27 protein-coding genes and 1 pseudogene are annotated in these 21,189 nt (G+C 35.3%); 7 read left to right on the top strand and 21 right to left on the bottom strand.

Annotated features, from left to right (window positions below):
- Positions 1-23: 23 nt before the first annotated feature.
- The 20 genes and pseudogenes from BMY14_RS19235 to BMY14_RS19145 all read right to left on the bottom strand — a co-directional run bounded on the left by BMY14_RS19235 (position 24) and on the right by BMY14_RS19145 (position 16,047).
- The gene (locus tag BMY14_RS19235; RefSeq protein WP_091835547.1) at positions 24-485 is read right to left on the bottom strand and encodes a hypothetical protein; all 462 of its coding nucleotides are present in this window, start codon (positions 483-485) and stop codon (positions 24-26) included.
- Between the two features lie 62 nt (positions 486-547).
- Positions 548-1,918 carry a PTS galactitol transporter subunit IIC gene (locus tag BMY14_RS19230; protein ID WP_091835544.1) on the bottom strand — a complete coding sequence of 457 codons (1,371 nt, stop codon included), beginning with the start codon at positions 1,916-1,918 and terminating at the stop codon, positions 548-550.
- 38 nt (positions 1,919-1,956) lie between these two features.
- Positions 1,957-2,247: a PTS sugar transporter subunit IIB gene (locus tag BMY14_RS19225; RefSeq protein ID WP_218144938.1), complete on the bottom strand. Its 291-nt coding sequence runs from the start codon at positions 2,245-2,247 to the stop codon at positions 1,957-1,959.
- A gap of 24 nt (positions 2,248-2,271) precedes the next feature.
- Positions 2,272-2,757 (bottom strand): PTS sugar transporter subunit IIA, encoded by a 486-nt coding sequence (locus BMY14_RS19220; RefSeq protein WP_091835539.1) that lies wholly within the window; start codon positions 2,755-2,757, stop codon positions 2,272-2,274.
- A 19-nt stretch (positions 2,758-2,776) separates the two neighbouring features.
- The gene (locus BMY14_RS19215) at positions 2,777-4,558 is read right to left on the bottom strand and encodes a BglG family transcription antiterminator (protein WP_245741497.1); all 1,782 of its coding nucleotides are present in this window, start codon (positions 4,556-4,558) and stop codon (positions 2,777-2,779) included.
- Between the two features lie 39 nt (positions 4,559-4,597).
- Positions 4,598-4,783, bottom strand: a pseudogene (locus BMY14_RS21240) (HTH domain-containing protein); the annotation flags it as partial.
- 331 nt (positions 4,784-5,114) lie between these two features.
- The gene (locus BMY14_RS19210; protein WP_091835533.1) at positions 5,115-5,876 is read right to left on the bottom strand and encodes an SDR family oxidoreductase; all 762 of its coding nucleotides are present in this window, start codon (positions 5,874-5,876) and stop codon (positions 5,115-5,117) included.
- Positions 5,877-5,906: 30 nt separating this feature from the next.
- Positions 5,907-6,938 (bottom strand): alcohol dehydrogenase catalytic domain-containing protein, encoded by a 1,032-nt coding sequence (locus BMY14_RS19205; protein ID WP_091835530.1) that lies wholly within the window; start codon positions 6,936-6,938, stop codon positions 5,907-5,909.
- A 49-nt stretch (positions 6,939-6,987) separates the two neighbouring features.
- Positions 6,988-8,292, bottom strand: a complete 1,305-nt coding sequence (locus tag BMY14_RS19200) for an MFS transporter (RefSeq protein ID WP_091835527.1) — start codon at positions 8,290-8,292, stop codon at positions 6,988-6,990.
- 123 nt (positions 8,293-8,415) lie between these two features.
- Positions 8,416-9,663 (bottom strand): enolase C-terminal domain-like protein, encoded by a 1,248-nt coding sequence (locus BMY14_RS19195; RefSeq protein WP_091835524.1) that lies wholly within the window; start codon positions 9,661-9,663, stop codon positions 8,416-8,418.
- An 84-nt stretch (positions 9,664-9,747) separates the two neighbouring features.
- A complete protein-coding gene (locus BMY14_RS19190) occupies positions 9,748-10,425 on the bottom strand; it encodes a FadR/GntR family transcriptional regulator (RefSeq protein WP_091835521.1) in 678 nt (225 codons plus the stop codon).
- Between the two features lie 326 nt (positions 10,426-10,751).
- Positions 10,752-11,117: a VOC family protein gene (locus BMY14_RS19185; protein WP_091835518.1), complete on the bottom strand. Its 366-nt coding sequence runs from the start codon at positions 11,115-11,117 to the stop codon at positions 10,752-10,754.
- 89 nt (positions 11,118-11,206) lie between these two features.
- Positions 11,207-11,662 carry a pyridoxamine 5'-phosphate oxidase family protein gene (locus BMY14_RS19180; RefSeq protein ID WP_091835515.1) on the bottom strand — a complete coding sequence of 152 codons (456 nt, stop codon included), beginning with the start codon at positions 11,660-11,662 and terminating at the stop codon, positions 11,207-11,209.
- 159 nt (positions 11,663-11,821) lie between these two features.
- Positions 11,822-12,475, bottom strand: coding sequence for a D-sedoheptulose-7-phosphate isomerase (locus BMY14_RS19175; protein ID WP_091835512.1), 654 nt, complete (start codon positions 12,473-12,475; stop codon positions 11,822-11,824).
- Positions 12,444-13,052: a D-sedoheptulose-7-phosphate isomerase gene (locus BMY14_RS19170; protein WP_091835509.1), complete on the bottom strand. Its 609-nt coding sequence runs from the start codon at positions 13,050-13,052 to the stop codon at positions 12,444-12,446. Before BMY14_RS19170 ends, BMY14_RS19175 begins: the two co-directional genes overlap by 32 nt.
- Before the next feature lie 83 nt (positions 13,053-13,135).
- The gene (locus BMY14_RS19165) at positions 13,136-14,479 is read right to left on the bottom strand and encodes a PTS ascorbate transporter subunit IIC (RefSeq protein WP_091835506.1); all 1,344 of its coding nucleotides are present in this window, start codon (positions 14,477-14,479) and stop codon (positions 13,136-13,138) included.
- Between the two features lie 47 nt (positions 14,480-14,526).
- Positions 14,527-14,805: a PTS sugar transporter subunit IIB gene (locus BMY14_RS19160; RefSeq protein WP_091835503.1), complete on the bottom strand. Its 279-nt coding sequence runs from the start codon at positions 14,803-14,805 to the stop codon at positions 14,527-14,529.
- Positions 14,806-14,828: 23 nt separating this feature from the next.
- Positions 14,829-15,269: a PTS sugar transporter subunit IIA gene (locus tag BMY14_RS19155; RefSeq protein WP_091835500.1), complete on the bottom strand. Its 441-nt coding sequence runs from the start codon at positions 15,267-15,269 to the stop codon at positions 14,829-14,831.
- A gap of 26 nt (positions 15,270-15,295) precedes the next feature.
- Positions 15,296-15,733, bottom strand: coding sequence for a PTS sugar transporter subunit IIA (locus BMY14_RS19150; protein ID WP_177177671.1), 438 nt, complete (start codon positions 15,731-15,733; stop codon positions 15,296-15,298).
- 74 nt (positions 15,734-15,807) lie between these two features.
- The gene (locus BMY14_RS19145; RefSeq protein ID WP_091835494.1) at positions 15,808-16,047 is read right to left on the bottom strand and encodes a helix-turn-helix domain-containing protein; all 240 of its coding nucleotides are present in this window, start codon (positions 16,045-16,047) and stop codon (positions 15,808-15,810) included.
- A gap of 172 nt (positions 16,048-16,219) precedes the next feature.
- Between BMY14_RS19145 and BMY14_RS19140 the strand changes: the two genes are divergently transcribed.
- From BMY14_RS19140 to BMY14_RS19110, 7 genes are all read left to right on the top strand, one after another.
- Positions 16,220-16,522: a helix-turn-helix domain-containing protein gene (locus tag BMY14_RS19140; RefSeq protein WP_091835492.1), complete on the top strand. Its 303-nt coding sequence runs from the start codon at positions 16,220-16,222 to the stop codon at positions 16,520-16,522.
- Between the two features lie 40 nt (positions 16,523-16,562).
- Complete coding sequence (locus BMY14_RS19135) at positions 16,563-16,781, top strand: helix-turn-helix domain-containing protein (RefSeq protein WP_091835489.1); 219 nt, start codon at positions 16,563-16,565, stop codon at positions 16,779-16,781.
- A gap of 211 nt (positions 16,782-16,992) precedes the next feature.
- Positions 16,993-17,391: a helix-turn-helix domain-containing protein gene (locus BMY14_RS19130; RefSeq protein ID WP_091835486.1), complete on the top strand. Its 399-nt coding sequence runs from the start codon at positions 16,993-16,995 to the stop codon at positions 17,389-17,391.
- A gap of 49 nt (positions 17,392-17,440) precedes the next feature.
- Positions 17,441-17,815 (top strand): helix-turn-helix domain-containing protein, encoded by a 375-nt coding sequence (locus BMY14_RS19125; protein ID WP_143063197.1) that lies wholly within the window; start codon positions 17,441-17,443, stop codon positions 17,813-17,815.
- Between the two features lie 356 nt (positions 17,816-18,171).
- Positions 18,172-18,555, top strand: coding sequence for a helix-turn-helix domain-containing protein (locus BMY14_RS19120; RefSeq protein ID WP_091835483.1), 384 nt, complete (start codon positions 18,172-18,174; stop codon positions 18,553-18,555).
- Positions 18,556-18,803: 248 nt separating this feature from the next.
- On the top strand, positions 18,804-19,190 hold the full coding sequence (locus BMY14_RS19115; RefSeq protein WP_218144937.1) for a helix-turn-helix domain-containing protein: 387 nt from the start codon (positions 18,804-18,806) through the stop codon (positions 19,188-19,190).
- A gap of 397 nt (positions 19,191-19,587) precedes the next feature.
- Complete coding sequence (locus tag BMY14_RS19110; protein ID WP_091835481.1) at positions 19,588-19,965, top strand: helix-turn-helix domain-containing protein; 378 nt, start codon at positions 19,588-19,590, stop codon at positions 19,963-19,965.
- Between the two features lie 188 nt (positions 19,966-20,153).
- On the opposite strand, the gene BMY14_RS19105 is transcribed toward BMY14_RS19110, so the two are convergent.
- A complete protein-coding gene (locus tag BMY14_RS19105) occupies positions 20,154-20,921 on the bottom strand; it encodes an ATP-binding protein (RefSeq protein ID WP_218144936.1) in 768 nt (255 codons plus the stop codon).
- Positions 20,922-21,189 lie beyond the last annotated feature (268 nt).

The following is a 21,189-nucleotide window of genomic DNA, read 5'->3' as shown; positions in this document are numbered from 1 at the left end:
GTTCAATTTTTTGCTTCTATTACTTATCGTTTTCTCGCCATTGCTTTCAGTGATGACGGATGTATTTTATACTCTAATGTCAAAATAAACCGATGCAGTTCTTCTCCTTGATTAAAATAATCTGCATTCAACCAAAATCGCCCTTTATAAAAAGCAGGATCATTTATTCTTATAAACATATCTTTTGAATAAAATGCATCCCGAACACGAAATTGTTTAATCTGATCAAAAAAATATTCCTGACAATTACCATAAGAGAAGAACGCTATCGATTTATCCCGGATAACAATTCGATCCGGATAGCTTGAAGTTACTACTGTATTCCAAATCACATAAATACAAACGAGCCCCACAAGTCCCAATAGTAAACGATAATTTGAATAAAAGCTTACTACAGCACATATAACCAATAAAAATAAGGCAAATAGCGCTGGAATTGTTACTTTCCAAAAAAACATTTTTTTATTACAGCGATATTCTTTCATTTCTATTCTCCTCTCTCAATTTATCAGTATACATGCCTACGCATCTACCATACTCTTTTGTGCTATTCTACAGTAGTTTCACTATGCAGCATTTTTGCTTCTTTAATAATTCGATTCCGATTCATAACAGCCAGTCCAGCAGCTACAACTAATAAAGCTCCCAGACCTATCATGCCAAAATCATTTAATCTTACAATAATCCAAGTTAAAGGATTCGCTCCATCACAAATACTGGAAATTGCCATTGCGCCTTCCGGCATTTTAAAATGTGCATTAATAGCAGCTTCCGTCATCATGGGCGCAAGATTTGTCGAAATCAATAAACCTGATGCAATCGTAATAATACCAGTGATCAAAGCTCTAAATCCATTTCCCCCTACCATCGGAATAATCAAAACAAACATAAAGGGAATAACTGCCAAATCAGCAAAAGGAAGAACCTTATTCCCTGGTAACACCACTGCCAAAAACACGGTCAATGGAACAAGAATCAAGGATACCGCTAATGTTATTGGATGACCAATCCCTACAGCTGAATCAAGCCCTATATAAATCTTACCGCGATTTTGAAATTTAGTTTCAATGAAGGTCGATGCCGCATCTGAAATCGGCAGTAATCCTTCCATCAACATAGCTGCCATTTTAGGAATTAAGACCAAGACCCCGCCTAAGGTAATTCCCAGCGTTAAGACCCCGCCGATCTCATATCCAGCAACAGCTCCAATAATAATGCCTAAAACGGTTCCCACTAAAATCGGCTCTCCAAAAACGCCAAATTTCCTTTGAATTTGATCCAGATCAATATTAATATCACGAACTACCGGAATCTGATCGATCACTTTATTTACAATCCAGGCAATCGGAACATATGCCGTAGAAAAACCATGTGGCAATGATATCCCCGCCAGCCCATTATGTTTTTCCAACCCAGGTGCAGTATAATCTGCAATAACCATAACAATAACCATGTTCAATATAGCAGCCGCCATACCGATCAACTGGCTTCCTGTCAAAATCGCTGTCAACGCCCCTGTAAAAGCAAAGTGCCAATAATCCCATATATCTACATCCACTGTCTGTGTCGTATTTGTTAAAAGCATAGCAATATTCACAAGCAGACAAACCGGAATAATTAAAGTTCCAACCGTCGATGCAAAAGCAATCGCTGCGGCTGCCGGCCATCCCACATCAATAACCGATAAAGTAAGTCCATATTTTTCAATCATTTGTTGAGCTGCCGGGCCTAAATTTGAACTCATCAAGCCTATGACTAAATTTAAGCCAATAAAACCAACACCAACCGTTAATCCGGAGCGGATAGATTTACCAATTCCAGCCTTTAAACATACGCCTAATAAAAATATGATAATTGGCATCATAACTGCCGGTCCCAGTCCTTGTATAAACTTAAAGCCTTGCAATATAAGATCCATTCTACTTCACTCCTTATAAAATATTTTTTAAGAAATTTTTATTTAGTTTCAAAAATAGTTAATATTTTTTCAATAATAGGATTTAATCCCATACCTGTTAAAAAAGCGACTCCCATAATAAACGGACATTTGACGTCTCCAGAAACCTGCGTAGTTGCAATGCATAAATCAAAATCTGCTGACTTCATAGGGACTTCGGCAATTTTGCATTGTGCAATCTGATACTGTCCTTTTAATCCTTTTTCATCCAATATTCGCTGCAATTTTGCACTCACTGCTGTTGACGTACAAATACCAGTTCCGCATGCTAATAAAATCTTCTTCATCATAGATTCCTCCTGTTATATTTAATATTAGACCAAACACGCTATAAATTTTTCCGTCAACTCTTCCGCTGTATTACATTTCATCAACCTCCTTAAAAGATTTTCTTCCTGAAATTTAGTCATCAGCAACTGCAAAAACTCAATTTGTTTATGCGGTTCCTTTATTGCTAACATAAACATAATTTCTACTTTGACTGGAGTATTCGGTGCTCCCATAGATTGAAACACGACTGGATTTTCTAATTTTCCAATCGCTACTGCCGGATAATTTACATGTATGGCATCCGTATGTGGAATTGCAATTCCAGCCTCCTCAAACTGCAACCCTGTACAAAAATTTTTTTCTCGCAGTAAAATTGCTGGAACAAACGTATCTTTTACAGCCCCTGCCTTAAAAAAATTTTCTGCTAAAATCTTAATAGCTTCCACATCTGTTGATGCTTTTATATTTAACATCATATATTCTGGTTTTATATTCATCCCAAGACAAAAAAACTTTTCTGTTTCACACATTCACATTTTCTCCTTTACCTTATATTTTTATACTTTGTATAAATCTCAAAAAATCGGAAAAACTATCTGTATTTATAATTTTTTGTACATCTTTCGGTGTATCCATTAAGAAACTAATAAAGTTAAAGAAATCTTTTATAATAGATTTCTCTTCAGGTTTTACAGCAATCAAAAAAATAATTTGGACTTTATACTTCCCCCACAAAATCGGTTTCTTTAATATTGCCACTGCAAAAACAGTATGGTAGGCACAAGCTGTAATTGGATGAGGAATCGCAATTGAATTCGCTAAAGCAGTAGAGGCAAGTTCCTCTCGCTCAAAAGCAAACTTTCTAAAACTTTTAGGAACCATGCCCCCCTGCTCCAACTGATCACATAGAAAATCAATGGTCTCTTTTACTGTCTGGCAGTGTATATTTTGAAAAAATAAAGTTTTATCAAATTTACTAAAAATAGAGTCTTCTGTTTTTTTGCTATAAATAATATTCTTTCTGATTTTTGTGAGCAATATATTTAAAGCCATTTCATTATCAGCCGAAAACAGCGGACCTATTTTTAATATGGGAATTTCACTTTTACTTTTACGAATCAATATTTGTGAAACAGAGGATGTCACCAAAATAATAGAAGGCTTTGCAGCTAACGCCTCTTTCCAACGGTATATAGGAAACAATCCAACAATTTGTATTTTGGATGAATAAATAGAATGCAGCTTTAATACCAACAAATCGGAATAACTTGCACTTAAATGACTGATAATAACAATTTTTGTCTGATTTTGAGAATGCTGCATGCTCAAACGTTCAACCGCTCCAGCAATATGTATTGTTACATAACTCAATTCATCCTCCGTTAATTTTATTCCCATAACATCGTTAAATATCTCATAAATGTGCAAAGATAATTCAAAAACAAAAGGATACTGACTTTTTATACTATCTAAAATAGGATTTATTTCTTCATGACAATATCGGTTGCGGTTAACTAAAGCCCTAATATGCAAAATGAGCCCAATATACAACTCTTCATCATTTGTCAAATCCAAATAAAAGTCTTTTTTAATTACCTGTACCAAAGAATCTACGATGTTGATAATCAGAGGCGACGTATTTTTTATCAGCTCTTCTTTAGAAAAATCTTTTGTTTGAAACAAATTAACAAACGAAAGCTGGATTGCTATTTGATAAATTTCTGCTTTTTCTATTTCCACTCCTAATTTATCGAAAATAATTGCACCATACATCTTTTTTGCCACAGCATAGACCAAATCATCATTATCATATTGGTTTGGATTCCTAAAAGTATCATGATACTCTTTATTTTCAATAAGCTGTCCCTCTTTAATTCTTTTTTTAGAAATTGCCAGATATAGAGCTATACTCACAATCCCATTTTCGTCTAAAAATAGATTCGATTTTTTTATACACGAAATAACATAACTATATACTCTTAAAAAATCAGTTTCAGCAATATATTCATTTTCACAATAAAATTTACCTAATTCATGATCGTATTGAATTTTTAAAATTTCATTCAACATAAACCGAATTGAAAATTCGGGTCCCGACAACTTAATTTTTCCATGCTTTCTCGCAATTTTTAATGAGGAAAAATCCACAAGAATTTTTTCAATATTCTTTATGTATGATTCCAAACTTGTCCGACTGATAAAAAGTTTTTCCTCTAAATCATATAGATCTATTTCTGTATTTGTTGTTAATAGAAGTAATAAAATTTTTCTAATACAAGTTTCTTTGGAAATGTTTTTAAATTCAGAATTTTTAGATAAAACAAAATACAAAGCTTCTTTATTTTTCGACTGCAAATAATAACCTTTTCCACGGGCCGAAAGAATCGAAGAATTATATTGCTCTAAAATATAATTTAAAACACTAACATCACTACGAACAGTCCGATCTGTAACATGCAGCATACAAGAAAGTTGTACACCTGTAATCCATTCATTTTTAGTCAATAAAATCTTCAACAAATTACGTTGTCGAGGAACACAATATGAAAGGTTCATAATTAACTCCTTTCTCCGGTTATAAATTATTTCACCTATTATAAACCGCACATTGTCTTATCTAACTATACTATTCTTAACTGATATCATTATAATATTATTATGAAGTGTTTATCAAATATAATACTTCCGCATAGAAGCGGAAATGATGCAATTTCTTTAATTTTATATAACATCTAACGAACTGGTATTTTCACTTTTATGCTGTTTTAGATAGTTTCCTCCATTTTAATTATTTATAGTTCAAAAAAATAAAGAGCACTTATATAAATAAGTACCCTTTATAAAAATAAATTATCGTAATTTTCACTTATATTTTATAAAAACTAAACTATTTTACTAAATAACCACCATCAACTGGAATAATAGCTCCCCCCATATAATCACTAGCATGAGATGCAAGAAAAATGCAGGCGCCCTTCATATCATCACCAGTCCCCCATCTATGGGCTGGAATTCTATCCGTAATTTCTTTGTATCTTGGATTGTTTTGATCCAGTAATGCTTCATTCATTTTAGTTGCCATATAACCAGGTGCAATAGCATTTATATTGATTCCCCGACTAATCCAGTCATTGCTCATCTCTTTCGTCATTTGAGCAACACCACCCTTGGCAGCTGAGTAAGCTGGAACAGTTTGTCCTCCAAAGAATGAAACCATTGAAGCAATCGTAATGATTTTTCCATAGCCTTTTTTCAACATTATTTTAGCAGCTTCTTGGCAGAGAATAAAAACTGAGTTTAGGTTTACATTTAAAACGCTATCCCATTCTTCTATAGGAAATACCTCTGCACTATGGCGCCTTTGAATTCCATGCGCTGTTACCAGAACATCCAAATCACCGCCTAGTTTTTCTATACAAGCATTAAAAGAACTGTATACTTCATCTCTTACTTCAAAATTCCCTTTCACTCCATAACAGGTAAAACCTTTGCTGCAAAACTCATCGGCTACTGAATAAACCTTATCGGTTGTTCCAACAATGGCGACTTCACAGCCAGCTTCCATCAAGCCTTCTGCCATTCCATAACCCAAACCTCTAGTTCCACCTGTAACAATTGCTTTTTTCCCTTTAATATCAAAAATTTTCATTATAATATTTCCTCACTTTCTATTATTCGTCTATTCGTCAAAAAGTATTACCATTTTCTTTACGGCTGGATTTGGATGACTCATATATTCAAACACTTTGTCTATTTCACTAAATTTGATAAATGTTGTTGCAACTCCTTCTAATATAAAATCATGGTTTTCCATATGCTTAATCGTTGGCTCAAATTGATAGCAAGACATTCTTGAACCAATAATATCTATTTCTCGCTGATTAATCATAGCCTGGGTAATAGCTTCCGGTTCCGTAACAAACCCCATAGGTACTACCCTGCCTGCATTTCTCAAAATCCCCGGCTGCATAAGAAACGTAAGTGAACCGGGAAAACAAGCTGAATCAAATCCAATACTTATACCTTTTCCATCCGTGATTTCTTGAACTCTTTTAACTACATCTTCTTTTTTAGAGTTAATAATATAATCTGCACCATAATGCTTTGCTCTTTCCAATGAGTCATCATTGATATCACAGCAAATAATTGTTTTACATCCCTTAGCTTTACAAGTCTGCAAAATAATTGACCCAATTGTTCCCGTTCCAAGAATGAATACAACATCATCTTCGACTACACGTCCTCTATTCGTACAATGCGCACCAATAGCAAATGGTTCAACTAACGCAGCATCTTGCCATGGTATTTCATCAGAAATTTTATAAACTTCATCTTCCGGGGCAGTGAAGTATTCTCGCCAGCCACCATCAGCACCTGATCCTCTTACCCGTACATTTTCACATACGTTTTTTCTGCCTATTTTACACTGATAACATTCTCCACAAGTCATAATGAGATCTACAATTACATGATCTCCAACTTTAACATTTGTTACCATATCCCCTATTGCTGCAACAATCCCAGCATTTTCATGTCCTGGAATTCTGGGATAAGTTGAACAAGGGTTTGTACCATGATAAATATGAAAATCACTTCCACATACGCCTGCTGCTTGCATTTTTACCAAAACATCATGATTATTTGATATTTTAGGGATTGGTACCTCTTTAACTTCAACTTCATGTGGTCGTACAACAACAACTTCCTTCATTATTAACACATCCTTCTTAATATTATGAAAATTTTTATTCTTAAGAATATTATTCTTCTGGAACTACAATACGTTCGACTTTTCCAACAATAAAGATATATGATAAGGCTCCAATTAAAGCTAATGAACTAATAAATACCAATGCTGGCTCAAAACTTCCGCCCTTTGCCAAAAATCCAATAATGATGGGTACAGCTATAGCCGAAAGATTACCCATAAAGTTAAAAATGCCACCGGTAAGCCCCAGTAAATGAGATGGTGCCAATGCAGACACAAAAACCCATGTAATGGACGCCAACCCATTACCAAAAAACGCCAATGCCATAAATGCAATAACAGCAGTTTGGTCGTCAACATAATTAGCACCAATAATAGAAGTCGCTAAAATAAGACCGCTAACAATAGGTACTTTGCGTGCAAATCCAATAGAGTGACCACGTTTGATGAGATAATCAGAAATAAATCCAGAAAACAATATACCAACATAAGCAGCTAAAAATGGTAATGAAGCTAAGAAACCCATTTTAATAAAACCCATACCACGATATTGGACGAGATACGTTGGAAACCACGTCAAGAAAAACCAAAGAATCGATGAAAGACAGAATTGTGCGATAAATACACCCCAAATATTGCGATTTTTCAAAACGTACTTCAACTGTGACCAACTAGCTTTTCTTACATTTTGTTTACCATCCATATCAACAATGCCACCGCCCTGGCGGATATAATTTAGTTCAGCCTCATTCGCTTTACTATCTTTGGGATCTCGATACATAAGATACCATACAATGCTATAAATAACCCCGATAACACCTGTAATAAATATCATACCTCTCCAGCCAAAAGCATTTTGTATGTATACAAGAAGCGGGGTAAAGAAAGCAATGCCTACGTATTGTCCTGAAGTGTAAAAAGCAGTAGAAGTAGCCCGTTCTTGTTCAGGAAACCACGAAGTAACGACTCGATTGTTCGTTGGATAAGATGGAGCCTCAAAAATACCAAGAATTACACGTAGACCCAAAAAGGCAGAAAATCCATTCACCAAGGATTGCAAACACGTAGCAATAGACCATCCCCCCAACATAATTGCATATAAAATACGTGGTTTGACTTTATCTACAATTAGACCACCCGGAATTTGCAAAATAGCATATGACCAGCCAAAAGCTGAAAAGATAAGACCCATTTGTACCGAGTCAAGATTCAGATCAACTCCTATCACTGGTGCTGCGAGTGCAAGATTACTGCGATCCATATAGTTGATTATAACGCCAAGAAAGAGAAGTAAACCTACAATAAAACGTTTTTTAGTAGCTTTGTCTGTTTGTATTACCCGAGAAGTTACAGCCATTATAATAAAACCTCCTTAAATTCTATGAGTTTTCTTATAGCTTTTTCTATTTGCATTACGATAAAGTTACAGCCATTAAATAATACCTCCTCATTAGCTAAGTCTTCTTGAATAGTTCCTTTCTCATGGAGTTTGTAATGTGCCATCAATCAACCTTGTCTGTGTCCATCTTGTAATCGTATTTTCACAGGGGTATTTTGCAGCTTCAGCTTCATTAATTTCCACCCCTAATCCAGGCTTATCATTTGCATATACATATCCATTTTTATATTCTGGCAGACCAGGAAATACATCTAACAAGGCTTCTTTAGGTCCTTTTAGCTCTTGTATCACAAAATTCGGTGGCTCTGTTCCAGACCATTCCTGCACGCCAAAATTAGGTGCAGCCAAATCAATATGAATGTTAGCCGCATGCCCTAATGGCGACATATCACCAGGGCCATGCCATGCAGTTCTGACACCAAATTGTTCAGCAAAAATCTGTAATTTACGTGCTGGTGTAATACCACCAATTTGACTGATGTGGACACGAATATAATCAATCAATCGTTCTGTGATCAAAAACTTCCATTCATAAGGATTCGTAAATAGTTCTCCCTGAGCCAGCGGAATCGTGGTCTTGCTACGAAGCTGATGCATCCATTCACTATTTTCTAATGAAATCGCATCTTCCAAGAAAAACAAATCATATTTTTCTAGCTCACAGGCAAATTTAATGGCTTCACTTGGTTTTAACCGTTCATGTACATCATGACACAATGCGATATCAAATCCTATTTTGCTGCGAATGTTATCAAATAGTTTTAGCGTATCGCGCATATATTTTTTACTGTCAAGATAAACCCCCGCCAAAGCACCACTAGGTGAATTGAGAGGTTTCTTACCATAACTGCTGCCACCATAGCCGCCACTTTGACAACGAATATGAGTTATACCCTGTTCTTTGTATTTTTGAATGTTCTCACATAACTCATTTAAATCTTTACCATCAGCATGACGATAGATAGGTACCCCGCCACGACATTTACCACCAAATAATTGGTATAATGGCATATTTGCCATTTTTCCTTTGATATCCCACAGTGCCATATCTACGCCAGCAATGGCACTATTTTCAATTGGTCCGTTGCGCCAATAAGCATTTTGATGCATCAACTGCCACAATTCTTCAATATTTTCTGCACATCTACCAATCAGCAATGGTTTGAGGTATTCTTCAATCAAACACTTAACCGCCAGATGCCGATAAGCAAAAGTTGCACACCCTAAACCATATAGGCCATCCTGATTTGTTTCTACTTTGACAACAATAAGGTTGATTCCCTCAGGTGCTGTTAGAATCACCTTAACATTCGTAATTTTTATTCCCATTTTCGATCCCCCTATTTTATTAACATTTATATAATTTTCTATGTTGTAGGTCGTCATACAAGTTAAAATAAAAAAAATATTTTTTTATTTTAACTTCAAGCGATCTATTGCCTGCTGCAAATGTTCTTTCATTAAATTTTTTGCTTTTCTAGCATCTTTTATTTTAATCGCCTTCACTAATAAAGCGTGAAAATAAATCCCATCATTATAACCAAAGGCCTCATTCATCTGTTTATGATTTTTTGTTGTCTTCTGAAAAACTTCTTTTAAGCAATTATCCAATAAATGATTGCCCGTAGCATGACAAATTTCTTCATGAAAAAGAATATCCTGTTTGACAAATTCTTCAGATTGACCAATATTATTTTTCATATTCCCCAAGTATATTTCAAGATTGTTTATGGTCTCAGTTGTTGCATGTTGAGCAGCAATATACGCACATTCGGGTTCAATGATTCGTCTAAATTCTAAAACTTGGTTTATATCATCATAATTAGCATCATTGATTGCATTTAAATTCTTGTTTACACCCATAATCTTATTCGTTCTTACAAATGTACCTTTTCCATGAACGCTCTGCAATACATCTAAGGCAATAAATTGCTGAATTGCAACTCTTATACTGGAACGGCTTACACCTAAAATTTCCGTGAGATTATTTTCTGACGGAATTTTTTCTCCCACTGACCATGTACCATTCTCAATATTTTCCTTTAAGTATTCGATAACTTGTTGTGTAATATTTACTTTAATAATTTGCAATAATAATACCTTCTATCTCCAGTCTTGCTCATCAGTCGTTACTCTTCATACATGTTTTTCTTTATTATAAACTACCACTCGAAACTAATCAAGTGAAAATACAGAAAATTTAATTTAAAATCGCAATACAGTAACTCACTCGGCAAGACACAAAAAGAAATAACTTTTTTAACATTTTCCCTAAATTATAAACTAGAGATAGTAACCACAACGTGCTGATTTCATAAGGTAATACATATATTACCAAGGCACCGATATATTTAAAAAGTTCTTTAAATATATCGGTGTTTTCATTCCACTAAAAGCTATTGTAAAAATAATGAAATTTATGCATTACTATTTTTATGTTCAACATATTCAATTATAGTGCCATCTAAATGTTTCACAGTCAAATTCATTCCTGTTGGAACTTTTTTTAAATCTCTAACAATAACAGCACCATTTTGTAACAAAAATTCCCTAAATTCAATGACAGAATCTACTAAGAAAGTTGCACTTGTATCCCTAAACGGTTTTAAAGCTTCATCCGTACCACTTAAAATTAAAATGTTACCGATTTGTGCTAATTCCAATTGCATCTCACTATACTTAACTATTAGATCACAATCTTGATTTAATAGTTTTTTGTAAAAATCTATAGATGTATTTATATCATGTACATATAAACGAGTTAATATTTTCTTTATCTTCACCTATTAGCATCTCCTGTATTCATATAAGTGATACTATGAATTCTTCTTTCAAAAGCCTCACCTAATAAATAATCTAGGATAAAAAACCCTCATCCCCGTGATTTACCTGTAATTTGAAGAATCTCGATCTTAAGCACTTTCGTCTTTTCACTGGCATTATCAACATACTTGACACCTGCTTCATAAAATTCCGGACTGTACTTTTTCACAATAGCGATAAGACCCTCCCGTTTTTCTTCTGGATCTTTCACTTCATGGATTTTGCCAACCACAATGGCTGATTTATATTTCGTCGAAAAAGCTTCCGGCATGAGTTCCACCGCATCATACACGCTAAAACAAACGTTGCTGTTCATACCTATATTATCCAGTTTCTTACCTTCTACGGCACTATGCAAATAAATCGCTTCTTTTGCATAAACAAAATTAAGCGGAACCACATACGGTGTATGATCTGGATTCACTGTAGCCAATGACCCGACCTCTGCTGTTTCCAAAAGCTTTATAGTTTCTTCTTTCGTTATTTCTCTATCTTTTCTTCTCATTTCATGTGCCTCCTCATTTGTTGAAAAACCTTCTATCTATAAATATACAATAAAATATGGAAATATAGAAGTTTTATATCAAATTAGACATAAAAATGAAGGCTGGAAAACACCATACAGCATGTTATCCAGCCTTCATTTTTAAGATTAAATTACCGATTAAGATTTTCCAAAAATCTCATTTTCTATCGCGGCACAAAGCATATGATAAATCATCACATGATACTCCTGAACTTTATACGTTTCCCTTTCGGGAACTTGAATACAAATATCCGCTACCGCTTCCAGTTCACCGCCATCTTGGCCGGTGAGTGCCAGAACCGTCAAATTTCTTACTTTTGCTGCTTTGGCAGCATAGATAACATTTTCCGAGTAACCGGACGTACTGATCCCCAGAAAAACATCCCCCGCATTCCCCAGTCCCAGAACTTGTTGCGCAAAACAGAGATTCGGTGCCTGATCATTGGCAAACGCTGTATTGAACGCAATTTGATTCACCAAAGAGAGCGCCGGTAAACTTCCCTGTAGATTTCCGATAAAATACGCTGCATCCTCAGGAAACATAAACTCAAATTGATCCTGCACCGCCCTTTTTAACTTACGCGGCAGAAGGAAGCCTTTCATGAGTTCCCCAACAATATGTTCCGAATCTGCCGCACTGCCGCCGTTACCGCAGACCAGCAGTTTATGCTGTTTGCTATAACAAGCATACAGTGCTTCTACAGATGGCAAAAAAGCATCTAGGCAGACTGATAATGCAGGCTGCCGTTTTATAAGCATCTCAATGATGGATAAAGTCGTCTTTTTCAACATCGAATACCGCCCCACAAACTGTGTTTTTATGTTTGTAAACCGTAACAATACTATGTTCTATGATTAAATGAAGATCTTCAATTTGTTCCGTAATGATCGAGTCAATCGAAATATTATAATCCGACTGCGCTTTCAGTTTTCCTCCTGTAGCTCCGGTCAGACTGATGATCGTTCCTTTTTTCCTTTTTGCATACTCTACGGCACAAAGTACATTTTCTGAATTTCCGCTTGCCGATACTGCAATGAGAAAATCTCCCGGATTCATAAGATTTTTGAGTCTTTCTTCAAAAACATGTTTATAGCCCAGATCATTGCCAAAAGCAGTAATCGTTTCAATATTATCGCACAACGAAATAATTTTAAAACGCCCTTCATCCCCTTCAATGGCGTTTTTCCCTAAATCACAAACAAAATGATTGACCGTTGCCGCACTGCCGCCATTACCCAAAACAAAAATATTTTTATTACGAACTCTAGCTTTCTCCATACATTTAATCAACATTGCAATATTTTCTTCATCAAAATTTTCTAAAATCTCAGCAATTTGATCCAAATACTCCCGAATCATACTCTTCATCGTTTTTCACCTTTCATGAAATCCAACAGACAAGATAAAGTGTGAACACAAACCCTATCTGCTGAATCTAAAATAGTTACAACTTATTCTTTCACAGGTGGTGACAGCTTCGCTTTAAGCTGCAAACCTGCAAAAACTACAAACAAGATGGCCAATAAAGCATAAATACCTTCTTGCGAGAAAATCTTGCCGATCGTCCCAATAATAATACCCGTCAAAACAAAGTCTGCATCACCAAACGTGGAATTCGCATACCCCAAACTCCCGAGCAGCGGCAATAAGAAAGCTGGCAATACATTCAATATAGCACCATTGACAAAACAGCCGATAATTGTACCGCGAACACCGCCTTGTGCATTCGTCAAAACCCCCGCTGCCGCACCAACAAAGAAAATCGGAATTAATCCAGGAATAATAATTGCCAAACCCGTAAACGGAAGAATTAAGAACATGACAATTGCCCCCGCCAAAGAAGACAAAAACCCGATAATAACCGCATTCGGAGCAAAAGGGAAAATGACCGGACAATCCAATGCCGGAATCGCATTCGGTACCAGTTTTTCCGAAATCCCCTTGAAAGCAGGAATAATTTCAGCCAGCATCATCCGTACACCCTGCAGAACAATAACGAATCCACCCGTGAACTTCATCGCTGCCATAATGGAAAACATCCCCGCATTTTTCCCGTTCGCCAATTTTGCCACCACGCTCGTATCCGCAAGCAGAATCGTAATTACAAAAAGCAACAGCATAACAAGCCCTGTCGATATTACATTATCTTTAAAAAAGCTCAAATTTTCCGGTACATGAATATCTTCTGTCGAATGTTCTTTGTTTCCGGTCCATCTGGCAATCAACGCCGCCAAACAATATGTCAAGGCATTATAATGTCCCATAGCAACACTATTACTGCCACTTGCCGCTCGATAAAAAGGCTGCACCAGTGCTGGTGTGATAACCATCGTCGCTCCCAAAAGCAAAGAACCGATAACAATCAAGCTCGTTCCCTGAAATCCAATGACGGTTAAAATAGCCGCCAGTAATCCCGCCATAAAAAGCATATGATGTCCTGTTAAAAAGACATATTTTAACGGTGTAAATCGCGCCAGTAATAAATTGGCAACAAAACCAAATGCCATGATTAAAGCCATCTGCATACCAAACTGCTCTTGAACCAAAGCAATAATAGCCTCGTTCGTCGGAACTACTCCCTGCATATGAAATGCACTTTCAAAAGCAGGTCCTAACTGCCCCAAAGCTTCCGCGATAGCACTCGATCCAATCTGGAAAATAATAAAGCCGATAATGGTTTTTAAAGTTCCGCTTACAATCTGTGATACGGATTTTTTAAGTGAGATTAACCCGATTAAGGCCATTAACCCTACAATAATAGCAGGTTCATCAAAGAAACTAAAAATAAAATTCAATTTTATTCCCCCATCGATAAGGATATAAAAGTATTATATCTTTATTCTTATTTTTTTAAATTTCCAATCGCATCCATTATGATCGTTTCAAGAGCTTTCTTGTCAATCACACTGCGAACATACGCCACATTATAGCCTTTGTCTTCTACCTGTGACTTCAATTCATTCGTCGTTACAACAAGATCCGCGACCTTCCCCACCAAAGAACCAAGGTCACAAGCTTCTACCTCGGCTTTGATTCCTTTTTGTTTTAAAATATCATCTATATTCATCTTCAAGACCAAACTCGAACCCATTCCCATCCCGCAAACCGTTACAATGTTCATAGAAAATCCCTCCTTTTATCATTTCAAACCTGTATTAAAGCTAAAATATCGTTCACTTCCCGCGTGGATTTTATTTGCCTCATTTTGTCCGCATCATTCAAAAACACAGCCAGTTCACGCATTGCCTTAATATGCGTTGTGTGGTCGACAGCCGCCAGACAAATCACCATTGCAACCGGATCATTATCCGGATTACCAAAGGCAACAGGACTTTCCAAGGTCAATAAACTCATGGCAATCTTTTTCACGCCATCCTCCGCTCTTGCATGCGGCATAGCAAAACCCGGTGCAATCACAATATACGGCCCCAGTTCTTTTACCGCACGTACCATTGCCTCCACATAACTTTGCTCCACCGCATCTTCCTGCACCAAAAGCTGACCTCCCATGCGGATAGCCTCTTCCCAGTTTTTCACCTTTACGTTTAGACGTACGGTATCTTTCGTCAATAACTCACCTAACATTTTCTCTCACCCCCTTTTTTATTTATTCAGCACAAAGCCATGACGGACCTCACCTCCTCCAGCGTCTTTGCCTCTGCCAGCTGATCAAGCACATCGTACTCGATTAGATCAAGGGCAAACGACACCATATGCCAATAATCCTGGATATTCATTGCCGAAAAACAAAGCACCACCTTGACCTTTTCTTCTGATTCGGCAAAAGACAACGGTGTTTTCAATGTAACTAAACTCACACCCACCCGAAACGCTCCATCTTCATATCTTGTATGCGGGATTGCAATCCCGTCCGCAATGACAACATCCATCCGATGTTTGTTGACCTTTTGAAGCATTCCGTTAATATATGAATCTTCTACACACCCCTGTTCAACTAACAGTTCCCCGCCAATCTCCACCGCTGCTTCCCAAGACTCCGCTTCAATTTGCAGTCTCGTATTCTTTTCGTCAAACAAAATCTCATCCAATGCCATCGCCCCTTATTTCGTAAAATAGATAAAACGCTCGATTTAATTAATAGAATTTTCCGATTATTATAATTCTACCCTCCGCCACGTTTCGTTTTTTTTCCCTTAGCAGCTTTGTGAACTTTCAAATGCAAAGTAATGTCAAAGCCCAAAACCTGAGTAAGCTTTTCCAAAGTCTCAACCGTCGGCACAGCTTTCCCATTTTCGATATTACTGATGTGTTTTTGACTGACCCCGCTTTTCAAAGACAATTCTTCCATCGTAACTTTTTGCTGAATACGTTCTTTTTTTATCCGGCTTACAAGTTCCTGCATCACTTTTATCACCTCTGTGTTTTAGTTTCCCTTTATCTTATCACCTATAAGTTATTATTTCAACACGCTTTATATTCTATAGGTAATATTTAAAAAATATTATTTTATCTATTCCTATATCGAGTTATAATGGAATTATTACCTGCAGGTTATTAACGGAGGATCTTATATTATGATTAATGTTGGTGAAAGAATTCGACAACTACGGAAAGCAAAAAACATAACATCGACCAACCTTGCACAAAAGCTTGGCGTAACGCAAAGCTTTATATCTGGCATAGAAACCAATCACAAGAAATGTTCATTAGAAACATTGGATGCAATCTGCACCCTGCTGGATATTTCCCTCACGGATTTCTTTCAGGAAGATGAAACCGAACTGGAAGCAAACTTAAAAGCGCTGCTTGATGCCAGTAAAAACCTAACAATAGAACAACGTGATTTAATGACCATGTTTTTAAAATCGCTAAAATGAACCATCTTTTGAAATGATAATAAAATTCAGGAGATTATCTATGAATAAATTCGCTGAACGATTAAAGGAATTACGAAAACTTCATAAAGTAACACAAAAACAAATTTCTAATGACACTTCTATTGCAGAACGTGTTTATCAATCCTATGAATACGGCAAAGTAATCCCAATGGCAACAAATCTCGTCACACTTGCTGATTATTTTGATGTATCGCTTGATTATCTCGTTGGTAGAAGCGATATTAAAGAACGAAGATAAAACATAATCGAGTTCTCTTATGCCATGGTATAATAAATTTATGCAAATAATTTTCATACCTTATGCCCTTTTATCTAGTTTATGGAGACTTAATTTCTTTTCTTGTATTTTTTTAGTTTTTCGTTCTTAAATAAGAACGTTTTCCTTTTTCTTTATTATATCGTTCTTATTTAAGAACGTCAAGTTACTTTTTACATTTTAGGAGGTTTTTATGAAAAATACTTTTCCTGTCCTATTTTCTGATAGATTACAAACCTTACGTAATTTGCATCAACTTTCGCTCTCTAAATTTTCTAGAAACATAAATGTATCAAAAAGTATGATTTTTAATTTTGAAAATCAAGTTACTTTACCATCAGTCGAAGTTTTAATAAAAATATCTAACTATTTTTGTTGTTCCATGGATTATCTTATTGGTCGTTCTGACAATCCATCTTGGATGGACTATTTACCACAGGCAGAGAATAAGTTTTTTAATCATCTTGACACAACTCCAGATTTTATTAAAATGTATCAAGATGAAAAAATCATTGAGCCTATTTCCCTTGCACCTGTATCTTTAAGAAAAATTGAATTTATGCGTGATAATCACATACAACCACAGGCATAAATTATGTCTATATTGGCTATTGCAAATTTTATGAAAGGTCGGGATTGATTTGACTACATTTGCAAATAGATTTAAATTATTACGTTCTCTACATAACCTTTCGGCGGAAAATTATCAAAAACTTGGCATTAGTCGACGAATGGTCTTTTCATATGAAAATGCCCCATCTAACCCAACATTAGAAAAGCTTGTGACTTTAGCGAATTATTTTTGCTGCTCTTTAGATTATTTAGTTGGACGATCTGATATTCCTGAATACGAAAAATATCTACACCTCGCAGAAGAAGCGTTTTTTAATCATCCAGCTACTTCAAAAAATTTAATTGATAAATATAAACAGGATAAAGCAGCGCACCCGATTGAACTTGCGCCTGTTTTCTTACGCGACCATGAAGCTGCTCGGGATGAGCATCATCCATACTGAAAATTTCACCAGATTTTTTGATTACTAAAATAAACGCCCCACCCCCTTTTCAATATCGAAAACCTTCATTTTCAGCGTTTTTGCTTCGTGATATAATAATTTGATGATATCTATAATTATTGTTAATTTACGTACACTACAAATAACGAATTTAACTGGTTATTTAGCCATATATTAAATATGCTTTATTTAATTATCCCTTTCATTACAATTTTAATTATCCGAAAACAACTATTACCTTAATTAATTTTATTCCCTCTAGGTATTCTGATAGAATACCTTTGATTAATTTAATTATAAGTATTCTTTTAGAATACGTCAAGTCTTTTATTTCAAACTTTTAAAGAGGTGTTTTTATGAATACACGCACGGTAGGAACCAATCTACGTAAAATTAGAACATTATCAAAACTATCCTTAAAAGATGTTGCTGATGACCTCGGTATTCAAAAAGGAACCCTTGGAAATATTGAACGTTCTGACAAATCCCCTAGCCTGGATATGCTATTTAAACTAGCCAACTATTTTTGTATATCTGTCGATTATTTACTTGGTCGCACGGACGATCCCCAATACGAAAAATACATACAACCCGCAGAAGAAGCTTTTTTTAATCATCCTGCTACTTCAAAAGATTTAATTGCTAGATATAAACAGGACAAAGCAACACATCCAATTGAACTTGCACCTGTCTTTTTACGTGACTATGAAGCTACTCGAGATGAACATAGTCACGAATAAAAATTTAATTTCCCACATTTTTGATTGTTAAAATAAGCCCCCTTCCCCGTTCAACATCTAAATCCATATTTTCACAGTTTTAGCTTCATGATATAATAATATGGTTCATATATTGCTATCCATAATTTGTTGTAATACCTCAAAATATACTATATTTTCATTCGCCCAAAAGTACACTGTAAGTTTACTTTTATAATTCAGATTATAGTACACTTAAGGTGTACCGTCAAGGAGGTTTATTTTATATTTTGAATAATAATAACTTTGCTAACATTTTGCATGACCTAAGAAGCAAGCATAATCTTTCTATGTCTGAATTAGCATCTATATTAGGATTTAAAACAAAATCTGCCATAAATCAATTTGAGAAATCCGCTAGTTTACCGTCTTTTCATACATTATTAAAAATGGCTAACTTTTTTTGTGTTTCATTAGATTATCTGACCGGACGTTCTAATGACCCAGAGTATGAAGAATTTCTCCCCCCAGCAGAAGAAGCTTTTTTCAATCACCCTACTACCTCTCAAGATTTAATTGACAAATATAAACATGATAAAGCAACATATCCTATTGAACTTGCACCTGTTTATTTGCGTAGCTATGAAAGTGTTCGAAATGATCATAGTCAAGAATAAAAATTTAATTTCCAACATTTTTTTGAGTACTAAACTAAGTCCTCCTCCCTTTTCAACATCGCAAACCATAATTTTCAGCGGGTTAGCTTCGTGATATAATAATTGATGAATAAATCTTTTATTATCTTCAAAACGTAAATTTCTTATTGAACAGTTATTCTAAAACTAAAAAAGAGTATCCCTAGTAGTTCTCTGCTATCCCCTCCGTGATTGACACCCTTCATTAAATTTTTGTATATAAAAATTTAATGATATGTTTCGGCTTCAAATTTCATTTTTATGTGGCTCTCTATGTGATTTTAAATCACATATTTATTATAAGTTATTTTAAGTCACACGTCAATAAAAAGTTATTAAAAATCACGTATATTATGTTTTACAAAAAGGAGTGCTGTATATGAGTATTGGAGAAAAATTACGACAGCTTCGTTCTGATAAAAATTTAACCCAGAAAAACTTAGCCGATATTTTACACATAACGCGAACTACATATGTAAAATATGAAACAGATTCTATTAAATTAAGCTTTGAAAAAGCCTCTAAACTCGCTGATTTTTTTAACATAACAACTGATTATCTTCTCGAAAACAAGCATGAAACAGTTCCTACATTAGAAACTGACCTTCCTCCTATAGACCTTATAAATGTTCTTGACCACACAGAAATTGTTTTTGATGGTATTACTTACAAGTTAAACAACAGTTCCCGAAAAAAAATAATAGACTCTTTAAAAGATGTATTTCTAAGCATTCAAAAACAAAGCACCGCCCAGTAATACCGTAAATATATAATAACAGCCGTTAATTTATACTCATAAAATCGAATATAAATTAACGGCTGTTATTTATCTTAAAAACTATTATTTCCATCAAAGAAAAACTCCTACCATTTTACAAGGAGTTTTTATAAGCTTTGAAACACCCCCATTCGCCCAACGGTTAATTGCATAACGAAAATTTTTTCTTATCGAGATTGCTTTCTAAGTGCCTCTATTGCTTCACTTATTACATCTTTATTGGATGTTTTCTGCCATTCATCCCAAAAATCTATAGTTGCACTATTAGGTTTGCATCTCGGGCTTGTTATTTTTATTCTACTAGGGAGTAATGAAGCATCGCCTACTACCAATGCCTCCCCAACATCAAGAATAGGTAAAAGTTCTGAAAATCCGCCAAGACTATCTGGTAAAAGTCTCTTAATTACTGCTTGATCTTCAGCGTTGGTTAATCTCATTGCTATGAAATTATTACTTTGACTCAAAATAGTTCTATTTACTTCTGCTGGTCTTTGACTAATTACAACAAGTCCAACTCCATACTTTCTACCTTCCTTTGCAATACGTTCAAAGTTCTCCAAGCCAGCATTTTCAATAGAAGTTCCAGTCTTCTCTGGAAGATAAAGATGTGCTTCATCACAAAATAAAGCGATTGGATGTCTGTCTTCTTTTTTAATCCATTGTTGAATAGAAAACACCAATCGTCCTACCAAGCTCACCATTAGTGGGAGTACATCAGATGGCACTTCTGAAAAATCAATAATCTTGATGCCTTTTTGGGGCTGAAGACTACTAGAATGCATTAATTTTTTACTAAGATTATCCATGTAATCATATGAAAGGACTTCTTTACCTTCATTAAACAAAAAGTTTAACCTTTTATCACTTTGTTTTGATTCAAGTCTCTTGTTTATGGCATAATGAAATAGGACAAAGTTGCAAATAAAAATCCCCACTTATGCAAAACAGAATTCCTCAAAAATGCAAAAAGCCATTGCGAACAAGAACCAAATAACCTACCCTTATTAGGTGACAAAACACTAACGGGGGAGGACTGGAGGATGCTCACAATGACCCAAATTGATTATATCAGAAAAGCGTTCTTTGAGGAAGGTCTCAATATTTCACAAATTGCAAAAACCTTTTCTTGTGATCGCAAAACGGTGCGCAAGTATTTGGCAATCGAAGATTTCAATCAACCATTCCCTAAAGCAAAACGCGTAA

Origin of the sequence: Propionispira arboris (assembly GCF_900109225.1) — a bacterium.
In the GTDB taxonomy this organism is placed as follows: domain Bacteria; phylum Bacillota; class Negativicutes; order Selenomonadales; family Selenomonadaceae; genus Propionispira; species Propionispira arboris.
Note: the sequence above shows the minus strand (reverse complement) of the source record. Positions and strands in the feature narration are given on the sequence as shown.

What these genes read in the sequence shown, in the direction of transcription:
- BMY14_RS19170 (WP_091835509.1), bottom strand. Translation starts at nt 13,052, where the DNA reads ATGAAGAGTATGATTCGGGAGTATTTGGATCAAATTGCTGAGATTTTA.
- BMY14_RS19195 (WP_091835524.1), bottom strand. Translation starts at nt 9,663, where the DNA reads ATGGGAATAAAAATTACGAATGTTAAGGTGATTCTAACAGCACCTGAG.
- BMY14_RS19225 (WP_218144938.1), bottom strand. Translation starts at nt 2,247, where the DNA reads ATGATGAAGAAGATTTTATTAGCATGCGGAACTGGTATTTGTACGTCA.
- BMY14_RS19210 (WP_091835533.1), bottom strand. Translation starts at nt 5,876, where the DNA reads ATGAAAATTTTTGATATTAAAGGGAAAAAAGCAATTGTTACAGGTGGA.
- BMY14_RS19220 (WP_091835539.1), bottom strand. Translation starts at nt 2,757, where the DNA reads ATGTGTGAAACAGAAAAGTTTTTTTGTCTTGGGATGAATATAAAACCA.
- BMY14_RS19160 (WP_091835503.1), bottom strand. Translation starts at nt 14,805, where the DNA reads ATGAACATTGTAACGGTTTGCGGGATGGGAATGGGTTCGAGTTTGGTC.
- BMY14_RS19230 (WP_091835544.1), bottom strand. Translation starts at nt 1,918, where the DNA reads ATGGATCTTATATTGCAAGGCTTTAAGTTTATACAAGGACTGGGACCG.
- BMY14_RS19235 (WP_091835547.1), bottom strand. Translation starts at nt 485, where the DNA reads ATGAAAGAATATCGCTGTAATAAAAAAATGTTTTTTTGGAAAGTAACA.
- BMY14_RS19205 (WP_091835530.1), bottom strand. Translation starts at nt 6,938, where the DNA reads ATGAAGGAAGTTGTTGTTGTACGACCACATGAAGTTGAAGTTAAAGAG.
- BMY14_RS19145 (WP_091835494.1), bottom strand. Translation starts at nt 16,047, where the DNA reads ATGCAGGAACTTGTAAGCCGGATAAAAAAAGAACGTATTCAGCAAAAA.
- BMY14_RS19135 (WP_091835489.1), top strand. Translation starts at nt 16,563, where the DNA reads ATGAATAAATTCGCTGAACGATTAAAGGAATTACGAAAACTTCATAAA.
- BMY14_RS19175 (WP_091835512.1), bottom strand. Translation starts at nt 12,475, where the DNA reads ATGTTGAAAAAGACGACTTTATCCATCATTGAGATGCTTATAAAACGG.
- BMY14_RS19120 (WP_091835483.1), top strand. Translation starts at nt 18,172, where the DNA reads ATGAATACACGCACGGTAGGAACCAATCTACGTAAAATTAGAACATTA.
- BMY14_RS19155 (WP_091835500.1), bottom strand. Translation starts at nt 15,269, where the DNA reads ATGTTAGGTGAGTTATTGACGAAAGATACCGTACGTCTAAACGTAAAG.
- BMY14_RS19130 (WP_091835486.1), top strand. Translation starts at nt 16,993, where the DNA reads ATGAAAAATACTTTTCCTGTCCTATTTTCTGATAGATTACAAACCTTA.
- BMY14_RS19140 (WP_091835492.1), top strand. Translation starts at nt 16,220, where the DNA reads ATGATTAATGTTGGTGAAAGAATTCGACAACTACGGAAAGCAAAAAAC.
- BMY14_RS19110 (WP_091835481.1), top strand. Translation starts at nt 19,588, where the DNA reads ATGAGTATTGGAGAAAAATTACGACAGCTTCGTTCTGATAAAAATTTA.
- BMY14_RS19180 (WP_091835515.1), bottom strand. Translation starts at nt 11,662, where the DNA reads ATGAGAAGAAAAGATAGAGAAATAACGAAAGAAGAAACTATAAAGCTT.
- BMY14_RS19200 (WP_091835527.1), bottom strand. Translation starts at nt 8,292, where the DNA reads ATGGCTGTAACTTCTCGGGTAATACAAACAGACAAAGCTACTAAAAAA.